The sequence below is a fragment of the Brachyspira pulli genome (assembly GCF_036997785.1).
Classification (GTDB): domain Bacteria; phylum Spirochaetota; class Brachyspiria; order Brachyspirales; family Brachyspiraceae; genus Brachyspira; species Brachyspira pulli.
The window spans coordinates 1-17,956 of record NZ_JAWLQI010000006.1 but is presented as its reverse complement, the minus strand read 5'-3'; the positions used below and the strand labels follow the sequence as shown (position 1 = coordinate 17,956).

Genomic DNA, 17,956 nt, shown 5'->3' with positions numbered 1-17,956 from the left:
ATATAATTAATAATGAATTAAGAAACAAAAAGAAGATATAATTAACTTATATATTAATTTGCAAAGTACTTGCTTATTAAAGCATCATAAGTACCATTTTCTTTAATAGTTTTTAAAGCTTCATTTACTTTAGCAAGGAATTCTGTATCATCTTTTCTCATAGCTATAGAATATTCTTCAGTAGCAGCATCAGTTTCTACTAATTTTAATTCAGTGTTTTGAGCAACATAATTTTTAGCAGGCTCATAATCTAATACTACAGCATCAACTTTTTGAGCTTTTAAAGCTAAAACAGTTTCTGAAGTTGTATTAAATTTTTGAACTTCAACATTAGGTAATTCGCTTACTAAAATATCACCAGTATAACCTAATACAACACCAACTTTCTTTCCTGTGAAATTATCAAAAGAAGTTATATCTGTGTTATTAGCTTGTACAACTATAGATTGTTTAGAATTATAATAAGGATCAGAGAAATTAACGAATTGTTTTCTTTCTTCAGTTGCAGTCATACCAGCTATAATAACGTCAATTTTTTTAGCTTCTAAAGCAGGTAATAATCCGTCAAATTGCATATCTACGATTTCAAATTGGAAACCCATTATTTTTGAAATTTCATTAATCAAATCTATATCAAAACCAATTATTTTATCGCCGTCTCTGTATTCAAATGGTTCAAATTCAGCATTGGTTCCAACATATATCTTGTTTTTTTCTTCTTTTTTCTGGCAGCCTACAAATACTGCTAAAACTATAGACAAAGCTATAATTATTTTAAGAATATTATTCTTTAACATAAAAAATCTCCTAAATAAATTTTGACTTGTTTTACAATGAAAAATACTATATGTAAAAATTTTATATTTTGCGGATAATTCTATATAATAATGGAAAAAAGTCAAGATAAAATAATACTGCTTGTAATAAAATATTTATATAACATTATTATATTATATATGGTTTTATATAAATAAATTTGTGTTAACAAAATATATAATATATAATTATTGCCAATAAAATCATAAAAAGGAGAGATAATGAGAGGTTCTGCGGTAGCAGTAATATTTATTATAGTTAATATAATAGCTATTAGCATATTTTTGATAGTATCAACTACATCTATCAAAGAATCTATATTAACTGAAGAAAAATTATCAAGAGAATCTTTAGATAATATAATAGATATATATTATAGAAAAAATGCAGCAACCCAAAATTATTATAAGGCAGTATCCGTTATACCTAAAATAGATATATACACATTGCATGCTCTCAGTAATTATATAGATAGAATAAAAAAGATAGAAGTAGATTCTACATTAATAGAAAAGCCATTAACATTCCAAGAATATCAATATTTACAGGCTAGAATAACAGAAAATATTGATAAAATTAATTATACAGCAAGAAACTACCCAGTACTTAGAACAAATCAAAATTATATGCTCGCTTTAAACGAAATGAGTCCTATAATAGACGAGGAAAAAAAGTCTATTACTCTGTATAATACGCATGTACTAGAATATAATAGATTAACTACAACACCTCCTTCCAGTATAGTAGCAGGTATAATGGGAAAATTTCCATTCTTGAAGTTCGAAACAGGTACTAATATAATAGCACAAACCTCACATATATTCCAATAATTCTCAATAAACTGTTAAAATATATCTTTATTGTATTTGCAAAAAATATAACTTCTACTATAATAGTACAAATAAAATACTGGATCTAATAAATATTTATGAATACGAACAATATAGAAGATTTGAAAAAACTAAAAAGGGTAACTCAAGAAGAAATAGCAAAAAAACTTGGAATCAGCAGAACTACTGTAGCACGTGCTATAAACGGAAGTGAATTTATAAAAGAAGAAACAAAATCTAAAATATTAGAATTAGTATCAAAACTTAATTATGAAAAAAATTATATAGGAAGTTCTCTTGCTAATCAAAAAGGTAAAACAGTACATTGCCTTATAGCAAATTCATCTAATGATTTTTATACAAGTGAAATTATAAGAGGATTAAATACAGTTTCTAATGAATATTCTCTATATAATTATAATCTAAAAATAACAGCGACAGAAATAGATTCTCCGGATAAGCAAATATCAATATTAAAAGATATATTAAAATCTGGAAATATAGACGGACTTATAATAACCCCATTAGACAGAGAAGCAGTTTATGATATTTTAACACCTTACTTTAAAAAAATAAATGTATTATCAATAGGAAACAGATTATCTGAAAATATATCCCATGTAGGGCCTAATCATATAAAACAAGGAAATATGGTTGCTGGAATAGTATCAAATCTTATTAGAGATAATGAAATACTTCTTATAATAGATAATGGCGATGATAAAATATCTTCAGGAATGTATTTAGAGGGATTTTTAAATAGAATTAAAGACACCAATATAAATATATTAGGGCCAATATTCTGCGGAAATATAGAAAACAGTATTAAGACAATAAAAGAAATGACCCTTAAATATGATATTAAAGGTATTTATATAAATAGATATGCTCAGGAAATATATGATATAATAGATAAAGATATATTAAAAGGTAAAAAGATAGTAACTCACGGTATGGCAGAAAGCATAATATCATTAATAAAATCAGGGATAATATCATTTACCGTTATGGAAGAAGTATATATGGAGGGCTATAATGCCGGAAAAATGATGTTTGAAATGCTATACAAAAATAATAATAGCATAAGCTGGAAAATATCAGACTCAAAAATCATTTTTATGGAAAATTTAACTAATTAATATTTAGAAAATATATATTAAAAGTACCATAAATATAGAAAATTATTTAAGAATAATACTTGATAAAATTAACATATTATGATAGAATATTGTAAATGTATTCTATGATGTTATATTTGTTTATTTTTCAAATTTAGAAATTAAATAATATTAATATAAATAAATTATTAGGAGATATACAATGGAGCAACAGATAAGATTAGTAGAAGCAAAATATAAAAAAGAAGCTATTTTACCTTTTGAAATAGGTGATACTGTAAAAGTATGGGTAAAAATTATCGAAAATGACAGAGAGAGATTACAGGCTTATGAAGGTACTGTTATTTCTATTCGCGGCAAAGGAATTAATAAAAGTTTTATAGTTAGAAAAATCTCTTATGGTGTTGGTGTTGAGAGAATATTCTTATTAAATTCTCCTAGAATAGATCATGTTGATATTATACGTAAAGCTAAAGTAAGAAGAGCTAAACTTTATTACTTAAGAAATAAAGTAGGTAAAAAAGCTCGCTTAGTAGAAAGATTAGGCGTTAAAATACCTAAACATTCAGATTTAATTAAAAATACTACAGAAGAAAATAATACAGCAGAAGAAAACACAGCTTCTTCAGCAGAATAATATTTTTTGAATTTTTTGTTATTTTAAGGAGAATTTTTATGGGTTATAAAATAGTTGCTAGAGAGCAATGGTCAGAAAAAGTATTTATGATGAAAGTAGTAGCTCCAGATATAGCTAAACATCGTAAAGCAGGTAACTTTATTATATTTAGATTAGATGAAAAAGGTGAAAGAATACCTCTTACTATAGCTGATGCTGATCCAGAAGCTGGAACTATTACAATAGTAACTCAAAGTATAGGATACTCTACTACTAAACTTATGGAACTCAAAGTTGGTGATGAAATAATGGACGTTATTGGACCATTAGGTCAGCCTACTCATATTGAGAAAAAAGACGGTATAGTTTTAGGTGTAGGCGGAGGAGTTGGTATTGCTCCTTTACACCCTATAGTACAAGCACATCATAATGCTGGTAATAAAGTTATTTCTATATTAGGTGCTAGAGACAAATCTCTTATCATTATGGAAGATATGATGAGAAAAATTTCTGATGAAGTACTAATTTGTACTGACAATGGAAGTTATGGTGAAAAAGGTCTTGTAACTGATATGATCACTAGAATATATGAAAGAGGTGAAAAAATATCTGAAGTTATAGCTATAGGACCTGCTATCATGATGAAATTTGTAACTATACTTACAAAAAAATACAATCTTCCTACTGTTGTTAGCTTGAACCCTATTATGATCGATGGTACTGGTATGTGCGGATGCTGCAGAGTATTAGTTGGTAATGAAACTAAATTTGCTTGCGTTGAAGGCCCAGAATTTGATGGTCACTTAATAGATTTCGATCTTCTTATGAAAAGACAAGCTATGTACAAAAAAGAAGAGCATGAATGTAATTTAAAATTAGCTAACTAATTAAATTTATTTACTTTAATTCGAGTATAAAAAAGTTATAACTTATTTCTATAGGTTATAACTTTTTTTATGTCAAAAATAAATCAATTTTAATCAATATAAAATCAATAAACAATATGCTATATATAATAAATGTAAATTATTACTATTATAATTTACATTTGTTATATAAATATAAACAAAAGGAAAGGTGTATCTTATGTTAAAAAAAATAGCAATTTTATCATCATTATTAATCACAGTCTTATTTATAACATCTTGTGAAACTTTACAGTCATCAGCAGTAGAGATAACAAGAGGTTATATAGAAGAACATAAACCCGATATAAAAATAAAAAAGGCCAACATATCTGAAATAACATTAAAAGATATGACATTAACAACACTTTTAGAAGTAAAAAATAATTTGCCGTTTGAAGTTCCTATAGAAAAAATACAAATAGATTTAATTAATACTTCTGGAAAAACATTTGCAACTGCTTCTTCTGTTGAAACTTTAAAAATACCAGCTAATCAGGCAAGAGAAGTAAATATTGATTTTAATGCTAAATATTTAGATGTATTTACAACAGCTTTTGGAGCTATAAAAGATAAAAGTTTCAAATGTACTTCTAAAACTACTTTAACTTTTACAGTATATGGTATGAATTTCAGCTTCCCTTATGAAAAAGAAATAACATTTGTAGAATAAAAAATAATAAATATATTTTTGAATTGTTCTTTATTAATTATTTTTTATTAAAGAACAATTTAAAAATTAATATTTTTTTTATTAAGTATATCTCTTATAACATTAGCTCTTATTTCTTCTACATTTTTATAATAATTGCTTTTCTGATATAATTCTCTTAAATGATTATTCTTTCCTATAAACAAAATATAATATAAAGTATCCAATTCTATATCATCAATAATTCCATAATAAAGCCCTACTCTAAGCCAAGAATTATAATTTATAAGCTCTTTATATTTTAAAGACCTTGCTGAGAGTAAAATAGCTTTACTTCTGCATATTCTATCTTCAACTTTTATTCTATACAATTTTTTTATTCTATTTCTGATTTTCTTTTCTTTTTCTGATATCTCATTAACTTTTTCTATCATACTATCAAGTATAAACTTCTCTGTAACACCTATCATAATATTATTTTTTATATAGAGTAAACCATTTCTTATTTCTGCTTCAAATCCTATTTTTCCGCATTCATTAACAAAATCATCTATATTATCCGGTGTTTTCCATATAAGACAAGGTATAGATAAACATACTTGAACATTCATAGAAGTACCTACTATTTCAGGAGAACTCGTTAAAAAACCGAATTTTTTATCATAGGCAAAATCAATTTTCTGATCCAAAGCATTTTCTATAGTATATGCTCTGTCAAAACAATTATGAAGCTCTAAACCTCTTGATATAGTTTGAATTTCTAAATGTTCATTTGAATTTATAAGCAAAGACGATGACTCATCTACATTAGTATATAAAGAGGCATTTAGTATATTCTTATGTCCAGGTATTGTAAGATTTTCTATTAATATTCTTATACTTAAAGGTGATAAATCAACAAGTTTTATACGTGCTAAATCAAGATTTAATGATTCTATACCATCTCTTAATAAGTTTTCTACCCTATTGAAATCTTCTTTATCCATATGATAAAAGAATCTCATATTATCCAAATTTCTATAAATAGATACTTTGGAATACAATACTATATTATCATCATGACCTTTCTCGTATATCCAATTTGCTATACTACTATTAGTGGACATCTTTTTTTTCGCTCTTAATTTTTTTGGATATTAAATCTTTATGCAAAATTTCTAATTTATCTCTTATTAAAGCTGCTTCTTCATACTTTTCTATTTTTTTAAGAAGCTCTATTTCTTCTTTATATTTTTCTATTTGAACTTCTATATCTCTATAGCTGCGATTCTTATTAGATATTTTACCTATATGTTTATTTTCTCTATGTATTTTTTTGATAACCTTGCCTAAATCAGTTCTAAAATGCTCATAACATTTAGGACAAGATACTATTGATGTTTTCAAAAAATCAGCCAAAGAATAACCGCAAACTTTGCATACTTTATTGGTATCAGGAATTTTTTTCTTTCTCTTTTTAGAAGGTAAGGATCTATAATTAGGAAATACTGTGTCAATATTATTGAATTCTAATTCAATACATTTCTCTATAATGTTTCCATTATTCTCACAGTCTTTACAAATATTTATTTGATGACGCTCACTACCTATAATTTCCTGTATATGTAATACAGCTTTCTCTTTGCCACATATATCGCACTTCAAAATATATATTCCTCTAACAAACTTAGTTTCAAAATTTTACCATTTAATAAAAAAAAAAGCAAATCATTATATGTAATTTATTTTAATTTAATAAAAATATTCAAATCTTCTTTTTTTGTTATTTTTATATTATTAGATGAACATTCTATAATTTTTACATCGCCATAATATTTGCTGTATATCTCAGCATCATCTGTAACCAGATTTGTATCTTTATCATTAATATATTTATCGATTGCAGTCATGTAATTATCAAATTTAAAAGCCTGAGGAGTGGCTGCTCTATAAAGATAGGTTCTGTCAATAGTTTCTATTATATTATTGTTCTCATCAACTTTTTTTATAGTATCAACAACTTTAGAAGCAAATATAGCAGCATTAGTTTCAAGCACTGCATCGTATAATGCCTGTACTTCTTTTTTAGTAACCAACGGTCTTACACCGTCATGAATAAACACATAATCTGTTTTTATATCATTATCTTTTATAAAATTCATAGCATTATATACAGAATAAACTCTTTCACTTCCGCCTTCTATATAATACTTCTTTATATTTTTTTTAATAGAAGCTTCATTTTCTACATACTTCTGTATATTTTTAATTTCATCTTTGGAGCTTACAAAAACAATATTATTAAAATTGAATTTAAGCATATTAATCAAAGTATGAATAAATATAGGCTTATTATCAACTTTAATAAATTGTTTTTTTACCTTTCCTCCGAACCTTCTTGAACTTCCTGCTACTAATATAACTAAAGTTGTATTCATAATAATAACTCTTAATTACTTGGTATATTATCATCTTTTGTATTATTATCAGTTTTATTTTTATTTAAGAGATTTCTTCTTTCCTCTCTTCTTTTTTCTCTTTCCAATTCTTTTTCAGCTTTTAATTTATGTCTTTCCTCAACTCTAGCCTGAAATTTAGCCTTCCTTTCTAATCTTTTTTCTTCTTTTTCTTTTTTTCTCTGTTCATTATAAGCCTTACGCTCTTCATTCATTTTTTCTCTCATCTCTTTAGCCTCTTCAAGCTGCATTCTCCATTCTGCTCTTTTTAATTTTTTCATTTCTTCGCGTTTTTTCTCTCTTTCTTCTAATTTCTGCATTCTTTCTATTTTTTCCATTTCTTTTTCTCTGAATAATACAAGCTGAACCGGATCTTTTATCTTACTTAATTTTTCTCTCATTTTCTTCACATAATCTTTTCTCATACCAACATTTTTAGGGAATAATTTAGCACCCAAAGAGTCTATAAAAAGCCTTGTCCTCAAAACAATACTATTTTGACTCTTCAAATTAATAACAGATACCCAAGGAATTCTGCTTATAATAATAAATGCTATAATACCAGACATAGTATTTGAGAATAAATTGCCCAAGAATACTGACCAATATGATAGATATTTAGTGGTTAATATAATAAATATAAACCTCAACAACCATATCCTCAGTATACTTATTATTAAAGGAACCCGAGTCCGTCCAAGTCCAATCAAAGCCCCTTGTGCCACCATCGTTATACCAAACCCTAATACTCCTAAAGCAAATATAGGCAATGCCCCATTAGCAACATATAAATCTTCTGCCTTTCTTGTAAAAAGTATAGTTATATGTGGAGTTAAAGGTATTACAATAGCTATAAGAACAATAGCAGTAATAGCACTCAATAACATACCTGTATAGCATGATTTCCTTGCTTTATCTGCATATTTAGCACCTATATTCATACTTACCATTGTAGTTACAGCTGAACCAAATGCAGCAGGCAAATTGAAACATACTGCTGTAATATTATTAGCTATACCTTGTCCATTTAATACTGTAGCACCATATTTTTCTACTTCGCTATTAATAAGGAAGAATCCCAAATTGCTTAAAAATGTAGTAAGCATTGAAGGAACCCCTATTACCATAAGTTCTTTCAAAATAGCAACATCAAATTTAAACTCTTTTAAAGATAATTTATCATCGCTTGCTTTTATAAATAAATCATAATACATCCAAGCTGTAACTATTGCATAAGTAGAAAAAGAAGCTAATACACTTCCTATAATTCCTAAATGTAAGAAATAAATATATACAAAATTGAAAACTACTTTTAATAAAAGCAATATAACACTTCTTATAAAAGTGGCTTCCGGTTTACCATTAGCATTCTTTATACCATTATATAAAGCAGCTAAGAAAGTCATAGGCATAACAAAACTGTATAATGACAAATACTGATATACATTTTCCTTAATGCCTGAATGTAAATTCATAGAAACAAGTATGCTTACTAAATAAAGTGTAGGCCCCATAGCAATACCAAATAAAACACCTGTAACTACTATTTGTGTAGATATTTTTCTAGCATTCTTAAAGTCGCCTAATCCATTATACTGTCCTACTATGGCCATAGCAGCAACACCCAAACCTTGAGATAATGCTGTCATCATCATAATGATAGGCTCAGCAAAATTAACACTGCTTGCTATAATAGTATTAGTAACATTATTAAGAAAAAGTCCGTCCATCAATGGAATCATTGACTGAACTAAGCTCATCATCAATGTAGGGATAGAAAGCATTATCAATGTATTAGTAATAGAACCGTGAAGTATTAAATCACGCCTAGCTTCTGTTGACTGACTTTTAAAAAAACTAACCATAACCTGTATTCCTTATTATTTCTTAACTTCCAAATATATAAATATTATTAAATTAAAACATTTCGATCATTTCAATTTAAATAATATCATACATTATAAAACAAAAATATTTGTAATAAACAAAATGATTTTTATAATTTTTTTGTAATTATATTTGTGATTTTCCCATATACAAATTAATCATATTATATCAATAATAATAAACTTTTAAAGATGATTTTTTTATTATTTAAAAAATAATAAGAATTTAATTTCATAATTTGATACAAAAATACTATATAAAATATTTTTAATGCATTAACTTCTTATATTGCCAATGCTAGGATCCTCTATATTATCCTCTGGAAGAAGATATATACTATTATTATTTTGCTGAGGCTTTGTATTATTTTTCATTTCTTCAGTATTTTGCGTATTATTATCAGCTGTACTTTCATCTAAAGGAGTATAGTAAAAGTCCTCATCATCTTCTAAAGCATTATTATTAGTTTCTTCCATCTTCTTTGTATGGCTTCTAATATGGTCTATAGGGCATTGTGTAGATAAATCAACATTACCGCCAACTGTAAGAGGGGCAACATTTACACAAGTATGATTCCTAGGAAGTCCTGAATCCTGACAAATCTCTACAACAAGCACATCTTCTGGTACTGGCCAATGAAATTCTCTTTTAGAAGAAGGAGTTACAGCATTAAGATATTGAAATGTAGCTAAAGCAGTTGTTGCTCCGCCTGTAACATTATTAGGAAGCAAATCATTTCTATCGCTTCCAATCCAAGTAATTGTAACTATTTCATCATTATATGCAGCAAACCAGTTATCTCTATGTTCGCTTGTAGTACCTGTTTTTGCTGAATATGAAGGATATTTAAATCCATAAGTATTTGCACTTCTATATGCAGTTCCTCCCGGAGCTATTACCTTTTGTAAAGTTGAGTTTAAAAAATAGTATGATGAAGGAGATGTAGCACTTATTTTATGAGGTGTCCTATCAACTAAAGCTGTAACACTAAGCTCATTTCCATCCATATCTATAACTTTATCTACAATATAAGGCTTGTATTTAATTCCCCCATTAGCTAATGCACTGTAAGCTGAAGCTAAATCAAGAGGACTCATCTCCATAGTTCCTAACCCTATGGATAAAGCATTTGGTATATAAGCGTTCTCTCCAAAAAATTCCCTTGAATGTTCTATAAAATAAGAAAGTCCTATATCATTTAATAATTTAACAGCTATTGTATTAATTGATTTTGATAATGCTGTTTCTAAAGTTATTTCGCCTCTATACCTTCTATCAAAATTTCTAGGTGAATATGCAGGCTTTCCTGTTCCCTGAGGATAACTATAATTAGTATCTATCATTGTAGAAAAAGGCTGTGCTCCGCCTTCAAATGCATATAAATATATAAATGGCTTTATTACACTTCCTATTTGTCTTTTTGCCTGTACTGCTCTGTTAAACTGATTTTGCAATGTGTATCCGTCACCGCCTATCATAACAAGTATTCCGCCTGTCTTAGGGTCTATTGATACCATTGCCCCCTGATAGCTTCTATTAGAAGTGCTTGACTGTAAATTTCTAATATTTTCCTTCATTACTGAATCAGCTATTCTGTAATATCTTTCATTTATTGTTGTATATATTTTTAATCCTGATAAAGCAAGTTCATCTTTATTGAAATAGTTTAATAATTCTTGTCTAACATATTCATTTACATAAGGTGCTCTGTTTACTGTCATTTTCCATTGTGCACCTTTAACCTGCTTATTTATATTAGTATATTCTTTATCAAACAATTCCAATTCTTCAGCCATAGTTTTTTTATCTATGATATTGTTTTTTACAAGTCTTGCTAATATCTGCTCTACTTTTTTTCTACTATTATCCGGATTATTAACTATAGAATAATATGTAGGATTAGGAAGCATTCCTACAAGTATAGCATATTCTAATAGTCTGCATTGTCTTAAAGGCTTATTAAAATAATGATTAGCTGCAGCTTCAAATCCATAGTTACCATCGCCAAGATAAACCGTATTAAAATACATAGCTAAAATTTCTTTTTTAGTGTATTTCTGTTCTATTTCTCTTGCTGCAAACATTTCAAATAATTTTCTTTCTATTGTTCTTTCACTCTTAGTAAACAATAATTTAGCTAATTGCTGAGTAAGTGTAGAACCTCCGCCCACTATTTTTCTAGTTAAAATAGTTCTAATACCTAAATAAGCTGTTCTGAAATAGTTAATACCCTTATGTGAATAGAATTTCTGGTCTTCCATCAAAAGTAAAGTCTGCTCTAAAAGAGGGTTAATATCATCAACATTAACTACTTCATAAGCTGGAGGCATATACTCCCCTATTAATATATTATTTCTATCATATATTTTTGTAGGAGGGGAATCACCGAATGGGTTTAATGGATTAAAATATCTAATTCTTTTCTCATTACCTCTTATAACTATTATATCATAGTATTCCTCAAGCATTGCCATACTTTGATCCCGCCTTGAAACCCAGTCTTTATATACTCCTCCAACGAAGTATATGCCGACTATACCTACAGCAACACCTATGAATAAACATATAATTAAAAGAGTTAGAATAATTTTTTTTAATTTAGATTTTTTCTTAATGCCATTATTATTTTCTTGATTTTTTTTCTTTTTAAACATTTATTAACAATCACCACATTAACATAATAATTATTACTATATGATACTATAATATATATAACATTGCAAGCAGAAATTTAGAATCAAATTAGTATGATTATGATTGACTTATGTATTTTTTTATATTAAACTATGTAAAAATATTTTTAATATGAATTTAATAAAAATATAGAGGTAATTTATGAAGAACTTTCAAAGCAAATCGCTATTAAACGTTGGTGTATTATCGATAGTAACATGCGGAATATACCTTATCTGCTGGATATATGTTACTACAAATGATGTTAATAGTTATATGGAAGAAGAATATTTTAATCCTACATTGGCTGTAGTATTATCAATAGTAACTTGCGGATTATTTACTATATATTGGTTCTATAAATATGGAAATGTAATCTTTAATGATATGAGTAAAAAAGCTAATTTAGACAGTTATGGAGAAAGTGCAATAGTAGTAGCTTTACTTATTTTAGTACCTTTTGGTTATCTTTATTCCGTTCTTACATTACAATCTAAACTTAATATTATTTATGATAAATTAAATGAAAATAACTAACTTAAAAAAATAAATAATTTTAATATAAAATGTAATCTTTATACATTTATCAAAATAAATTTAATTAAAAACAATATTATTTATTTAAATAATAAATAAACCTATATAGGGTATTGACAAAAAATTACTATAGAATACAATAATATATAAAGAGAACATATGAAAAGAAGTAAATGCAGCCGCTTATATTTAAGCGGCTGCATTTTTATTTGCATTAAAACGTTTTATTTATAATTCTAATATTCAACAATTATAAAAATTTATCAATGAATCAAACAAACATATATAGGGTATTATTGACAAAAATAGATTTATATAATAAAATAAGCTCATAAGAGAGGATATGAAAAAATAAAAATGCAAAGACAGATTTATGTTTTTGCATTTTTACCAAAATTAACAAATATTATCATAATCATTTCAATCAAATAATTATCCCTATAAATAAAAAACTTCTATATAAGTCTAGTTAAATAAATTTTCAATCTAATCACAGCTTGGGCGGGTGCTGAAATTTATAATCAGGCAAAAAGTTTAAATAAAATTTTAATTGCAAATATACCTAAACAAATATACTTTGTCAAAAATAAATTTATGTTTTGGTTTTATATTTGGGGCTTTGCCCCAAACCCCACTTCTTTTGCGACCGAAGGGAGTGCCTTTGGCGTGCCACAAAGAAGCAAAAAGGCTGCATTTCGACTTAAATTCAGCAATTTATCTTACATGTAAAACATAATTAGTATGATTTAATACTAATTTTATATTTGCACTTTCGCGAAGCGTATCCGAGTTTATCGAGGATATAAGGTTCTTTGACGAAGTCCGCCTGCGACCGTAGGGAGTGCCTTTTATGTATGGCGTGCGGCGGTAAAAAGAACAACAAAAAATTGACAAAGTTAAAAATTTTTAGTATATATTATAAAGCATAAAGGGCGGGGAATGTAAATAAAGCTTTAAAACTTAAATTACATATACCCACCCTCAGGCTTTTTATATTTATAAGTTATTTTTGTATTATTTTTCTTTTTAGTTTTGCTCTGCTATTTTAACACCCACCCTAGATTTATTTAAATTTATAAAATATTTACCGCACGAATAATGAAATTATAAATATTTGCTTATTCTAATAATAAATTCAATTACTTATAAAATCTTCACACCGTGCGTAAACCAATATAAAGTTAATTAGATAGATATTATTATTTTTCCATCTGTATGTTTTTGTAAAATGCATTTTAAAGCTTCTGATGCATTATCAATATTAAATACAGTAGAATATATTTTAGGTTTTATATTTTTATCTTCTACAATTTTTGTAATTTTACGAAGCTGTTCTCCGTCAGCACGCACAAACATAAAACGGTATTCTTTTTGCTCCTTCATTGCTTTTTTATCATATTTAGAACCAGCAATAGAAAATAATAATTTTGAAATACTAAAATTAAAATATAAAAAGCGAGTCGTAGCAGCTAGTGAGTTTACTCACTAGCTATTATAGGCGTAGACGAGCATAACAATAATAAAAATAATAATTTTTTGAAAAAAGGAAATTTATTGTCTTCAGCAAATTTTTTATTAGGACTGGTTCTCAAACTTAAAAGACGTCCTCCTTTTTTTAATACTGATAATTCTCTGTCAAATTCATTTGCTCCAAGAGTATCTATAACATGATCCACATTTGAAACTAATTCTGAGTAATTTTCTTTATTATAACTAATATATTTATCAGCACCTAAATTAATGAAATGTTCTTTTAATCTTTCACTTCCAGAAACTATAACATTTAAACCTAAATATTTAGCAATTGGAACAGCAAGTTCACCAAAACTTCCAGAACCTCCAGTTATTAAAACAGTTTGTCCTGATTTTGCCTCCAATTCTTCTGTAAATGCTTGATATGCAGTAAGAGCAGTTAAAGGTATCGCAGCAGATGTAATAAAATCATAATCCTTAGGCATAAGAGATATAAACTTACTGTCCACTGCTACATACTCGGCAAAAGCTCCTATTTTTGATATAGGCAAGCGAGTATAAACTTTATCTCCTTTCTTGAAATCGGTTACATTCTTACCTACACTTTCAACTACTCCAGAACATTCATTACCTAATGTTAAAGGCATTTTATAATCTTGTATAAGTCTTACTGCCCCTGTTAATATTAACATTTCAAGAGGGTTTACTGCTGCAGCATTTACCTTAATTAATACATCATTATCAGAAATCTCAGGTATTGGAATATCTGCAATATCTATATCTATTTCCTTTGAATATTTTTTTATTTGAATAGCTTTCATAATATCTCCATTTTTTGTTTTTTATAAAAATATATTTATGTAAAATATAAATCAATATAAAAATATTAACCATTTGGGATTTTTGTTGTAATAACGATAGTGTTTCTATATATAGAAATGTAATAATGATACATACAATACATATATTGCCTATATTAGAAATTAATAAAAAATTAATGAATAAGTTTTATTTTAAAGTTATTATATATTTATTAATATTAAAAAAATCTGCACAACGTACGTAATTCAACAAACATATATACCGTATTGACAAAAAAACTATATACATTAGAATTGAAAAACTATATATGATAAAAAATAATTTTAATTAAAGAGTAGTTAAATGAAAATTAAAAAGAAAAAAAATGACAGCAAAGATAATGTAATAGTTTTCATAATATATCTCTTCTTATCTTTAATTATACCGTCCACTGCAATATCATTTTTTGCTATGGCTGATAAAAATATAAAAGAAAAAAAAGAAATAATATATAATGATAAAGAAATAATAGATAATAATAAAACTAATGCAGCAAATTTTGACAAAGAAGAAGTACTTCAAAAAATAATAACATCATTATTATTAAAAGGAAATTCATCATCTAAATATAGCGGCTCAAAAGTAGATTTGAAAATTCTTGGTATAAGAGTATTAATTGTATATGGACTGACTTATATATTATCGCTTGCAATTACCGCAATTATAGCCCAAAAATATTATCATGAAGATATAAAAATAAAAGAAGATATTAGAGAGACTATAGGAACAATATTAGTAGGGTTGATTACTCTGGCATTAATTGCATTCATTTTAATAGTAGCAGTAATAAATATGGAAAGTAATAGAGAATATTTAGCTTTCAGCGGAGTGATTTTTGGTTCTATAGCCTGTATTATCATTAGAAAAATAACATAAATCTATTAGTATATACCTAAACAACTATATTTTGTCAGAAATAATTTTTTTAAATTTTAAATATCTGCAGGGCTTTGCCACACACCCCACTTCTTTTGCGACCGCAGGGAGTGCCTGTGGTATTGCCACAAAGAAGCAAAAAGACTACATTTGGACTTTAATTTAATAAATTATATTACATGTAAGACATTTTTAGTATGATTTAGTACTAATTTTTACACTTGCACTTTCACGAAGCGTATCCGAGCTTGTTGAGGATATAAGGTTCTTTGACGCTGTCCGCCTGCGACCGTAGGGAGTGCCTTTTATGTATGGCGTGCGGCGGGAAAAAGTTGACTAAAAAAATGATAAAGTTAAAAATTTTCAGTATATACCTAAACAACTATATTTTTTGTTTTATATTCAGTCAATAATTCTATAAACATCTATACTGTATTGACAAAAAAAGCATATATAATAAAATCATTATGAGGATTATGAAAAATAAAATGCTATTTAATTAGACATTTATTAATTTACACAATACAGTTTTATTTCCTATATAAAAGTCTATATTATAATAAAAAGTATTGTCTTTAATTTTTCTAATCATAATATCTATAAAGGCTTAAAAGTCAGTTATGATAAAAAAACATAAAGAAGAAAAAATTTATATAAGAACCATTCTTTTTATTGTACCTACTATGGCAATAATGATAGGATTGATACTCTTTATTATTAATGCCACTACAATATTAACTAAGTATGATATAGTAAATAATAAATCAGAAACAATGGTTAAATATTATAAAAAATATGATTTGGTTAATAAAAATAAAAAATATAATTTAATTAATTCAATTATAAATTCTCTAACTCCTAGCCGTATTCATTACAGGAAATTTGAATGGATACCGGAAAATTTATTTTTTAGAGTTACGATTATGTTTTTTCTTAGCTTTGCATCGGCTTTGTTTACAATTCACGAAATAAAAAAAGAAGGATTACATAAAAAGAAATTAATAATTCATTTTTCTCCATAATATGGATTGGAATTACTCTATTTGATTTCTTTATGTTAAAAGATAATATTATAACTGCCAAAGAGTATTTAAAATTACTACTCGCAAATATATTTAAGCATTAAGGATATATAAAATATTTATGAAAGATATTATTTTTAATTTAATATACAAAATCAATATACCAGAAAATGATTTATTTAGAATGTCAGCATTATTTTTATGCTCTTTTATAATAGTGTTTTTAATATTACTTTTGATTAAAGGCGATTTTAACTTTGATGAGTTCATTAGGGATAGTAATGGTATAGGTTTGGGTATAATTATAATATTAGTAATAGCATTTTTTGGAGTATCAGATTTTTTTATAATAAGATACATTGAAAATACTTATGAATATATATTTATAGCCATTGGTATTATAACGGCATTATTCAATTTAAATGAAGATAATATAAAAAAGACATTAATTGTTGCTTTGATATTTTTTCTTATACTTTTATATTCAGGATTTTTTAATACCCCAGCAACTATAAATAATGTATCTATAAACAATCAAACTATTACAAATAATTATACTAATGATTTAAAATCAACTTTATCTACTCAAAAAGGTATTACTGACTTATTATTAGGATACAACAATCTTTTTCCTTCAGTTTTATTTGGGGATATTACATTAAAAGATTATATAATTACAGGATTAATTTTCATTTTATTTACAATTGTAATTATTTATATAATTAAAAGAATTGAAAAGAAAAAATCAAAATAAGGTATTTTAATAATTTTAATTTATCTATTTTTTATAATTAGTTTACTATGCTTAATTTACAATTTTTCTATTTCTTTAATATCTAATCCTGTTAATTCAGATATAAGCTCAATATCCATATTTTTATTTTTCATATTTTTAGCTACTAATATTTGATTTTCTTTAATACCTTTTTCTATACCTTGTTCTATACCCTCTTTTATACCTTCTTCCCTCTCTCTTTTTAGCATTACATTTTGACCATATAGAAATGCATCTCTGGCATTATAAACTTCCATTTCTTCTTTACTTGATATGAATCTCTCATATTTATCTATTACTTTAGGCATAATATCATTAACCTCCTTCAATTTTTCTTTAACTTTATCTAAATCTTTAACTGTAAAAAACTCTATCCAAGATAATATTTTATTTTTCTTAATATTATCTATGTTTGAATTATTAAGAATTTTTATAAATCTTGGTATTTCAACTATATGCATCTGCATCATATCTAATGAC

General features: G+C 26.2%; 16 protein-coding genes and 1 pseudogene. 9 read left to right on the top strand and 8 right to left on the bottom strand.

Annotation, left to right across the window (positions count from 1 at the left end; genetic code table 11):
- Positions 1-53 precede the first annotated feature (53 nt).
- Positions 54-797 (bottom strand): basic amino acid ABC transporter substrate-binding protein, encoded by a 744-nt coding sequence (locus R4K56_RS02610; protein ID WP_335756792.1) that lies wholly within the window; start codon positions 795-797, stop codon positions 54-56.
- A gap of 240 nt (positions 798-1,037) precedes the next feature.
- Between R4K56_RS02610 and R4K56_RS02605 the strand changes: the two genes are divergently transcribed.
- The 5 genes from R4K56_RS02605 (at position 1,038) to R4K56_RS02585 (ending at position 4,958) form a co-directional block, all read left to right on the top strand.
- Entirely contained in the window at positions 1,038-1,646 is a 609-nt protein-coding gene (locus tag R4K56_RS02605; RefSeq protein WP_335771994.1) for a LemA family protein, read from the top strand.
- 98 nt (positions 1,647-1,744) lie between these two features.
- Positions 1,745-2,785 carry a LacI family DNA-binding transcriptional regulator gene (locus R4K56_RS02600; protein WP_335756793.1) on the top strand — a complete coding sequence of 347 codons (1,041 nt, stop codon included), beginning with the start codon at positions 1,745-1,747 and terminating at the stop codon, positions 2,783-2,785.
- A gap of 181 nt (positions 2,786-2,966) precedes the next feature.
- Positions 2,967-3,401, top strand: a complete 435-nt coding sequence (gene rplS / locus R4K56_RS02595; RefSeq protein ID WP_335771995.1) for a 50S ribosomal protein L19 — start codon at positions 2,967-2,969, stop codon at positions 3,399-3,401.
- A gap of 38 nt (positions 3,402-3,439) precedes the next feature.
- The gene (locus tag R4K56_RS02590) at positions 3,440-4,267 is read left to right on the top strand and encodes a sulfide/dihydroorotate dehydrogenase-like FAD/NAD-binding protein (RefSeq protein ID WP_297299149.1); all 828 of its coding nucleotides are present in this window, start codon (positions 3,440-3,442) and stop codon (positions 4,265-4,267) included.
- A gap of 199 nt (positions 4,268-4,466) precedes the next feature.
- Entirely contained in the window at positions 4,467-4,958 is a 492-nt protein-coding gene (locus tag R4K56_RS02585) for an LEA type 2 family protein (protein WP_335771996.1), read from the top strand.
- Positions 4,959-5,017: 59 nt separating this feature from the next.
- On the opposite strand, the gene R4K56_RS02580 is transcribed toward R4K56_RS02585, so the two are convergent.
- The 5 genes from R4K56_RS02580 to R4K56_RS02560 all read right to left on the bottom strand — a co-directional run bounded on the left by R4K56_RS02580 (position 5,018) and on the right by R4K56_RS02560 (position 11,913).
- Positions 5,018-6,043, bottom strand: a complete 1,026-nt coding sequence (locus tag R4K56_RS02580; RefSeq protein WP_335756795.1) for a guanido phosphotransferase — start codon at positions 6,041-6,043, stop codon at positions 5,018-5,020.
- Positions 6,033-6,581, bottom strand: a complete 549-nt coding sequence (locus R4K56_RS02575; protein ID WP_335756796.1) for an excinuclease ABC subunit B — start codon at positions 6,579-6,581, stop codon at positions 6,033-6,035. The genes R4K56_RS02580 and R4K56_RS02575 overlap by 11 nt, the downstream gene beginning before the upstream one ends.
- Positions 6,582-6,658: 77 nt before the next feature.
- Entirely contained in the window at positions 6,659-7,354 is a 696-nt protein-coding gene (gene ispD / locus R4K56_RS02570) for a 2-C-methyl-D-erythritol 4-phosphate cytidylyltransferase (protein ID WP_335771997.1), read from the bottom strand.
- 11 nt (positions 7,355-7,365) lie between these two features.
- On the bottom strand, positions 7,366-9,237 hold the full coding sequence (locus R4K56_RS02565) for an MATE family efflux transporter (RefSeq protein ID WP_335771998.1): 1,872 nt from the start codon (positions 9,235-9,237) through the stop codon (positions 7,366-7,368).
- Between the two features lie 297 nt (positions 9,238-9,534).
- Entirely contained in the window at positions 9,535-11,913 is a 2,379-nt protein-coding gene (locus R4K56_RS02560; RefSeq protein ID WP_335771999.1) for a transglycosylase domain-containing protein, read from the bottom strand.
- Positions 11,914-12,094: 181 nt separating this feature from the next.
- Between R4K56_RS02560 and R4K56_RS02555 the strand changes: the two genes are divergently transcribed.
- A complete protein-coding gene (locus R4K56_RS02555) occupies positions 12,095-12,469 on the top strand; it encodes a DUF4234 domain-containing protein (protein WP_335769679.1) in 375 nt (124 codons plus the stop codon).
- 1,185 nt (positions 12,470-13,654) lie between these two features.
- Here R4K56_RS02555 and R4K56_RS02545 read toward each other — a convergent pair.
- Positions 13,655-14,763 (bottom strand): annotated as a pseudogene (locus R4K56_RS02545) (NADP-dependent oxidoreductase).
- A gap of 343 nt (positions 14,764-15,106) precedes the next feature.
- Here R4K56_RS02545 and R4K56_RS02540 point away from each other — a divergent pair.
- From R4K56_RS02540 to R4K56_RS02530, 3 genes are all read left to right on the top strand, one after another.
- Entirely contained in the window at positions 15,107-15,679 is a 573-nt protein-coding gene (locus tag R4K56_RS02540) for a hypothetical protein (RefSeq protein WP_335772000.1), read from the top strand.
- Positions 15,680-16,299: 620 nt separating this feature from the next.
- Entirely contained in the window at positions 16,300-16,701 is a 402-nt protein-coding gene (locus R4K56_RS02535) for a hypothetical protein (RefSeq protein ID WP_335772001.1), read from the top strand.
- 121 nt (positions 16,702-16,822) lie between these two features.
- Positions 16,823-17,455 (top strand): hypothetical protein, encoded by a 633-nt coding sequence (locus R4K56_RS02530; protein ID WP_335772002.1) that lies wholly within the window; start codon positions 16,823-16,825, stop codon positions 17,453-17,455.
- Positions 17,456-17,511: 56 nt separating this feature from the next.
- Here the strand turns inward: R4K56_RS02530 and R4K56_RS02525 are convergent.
- Positions 17,512-17,956, bottom strand: a 445-nt coding sequence (locus tag R4K56_RS02525; protein ID WP_335772003.1) for an Rpn family recombination-promoting nuclease/putative transposase, incomplete at its 5' end; no start/stop codon positions are given.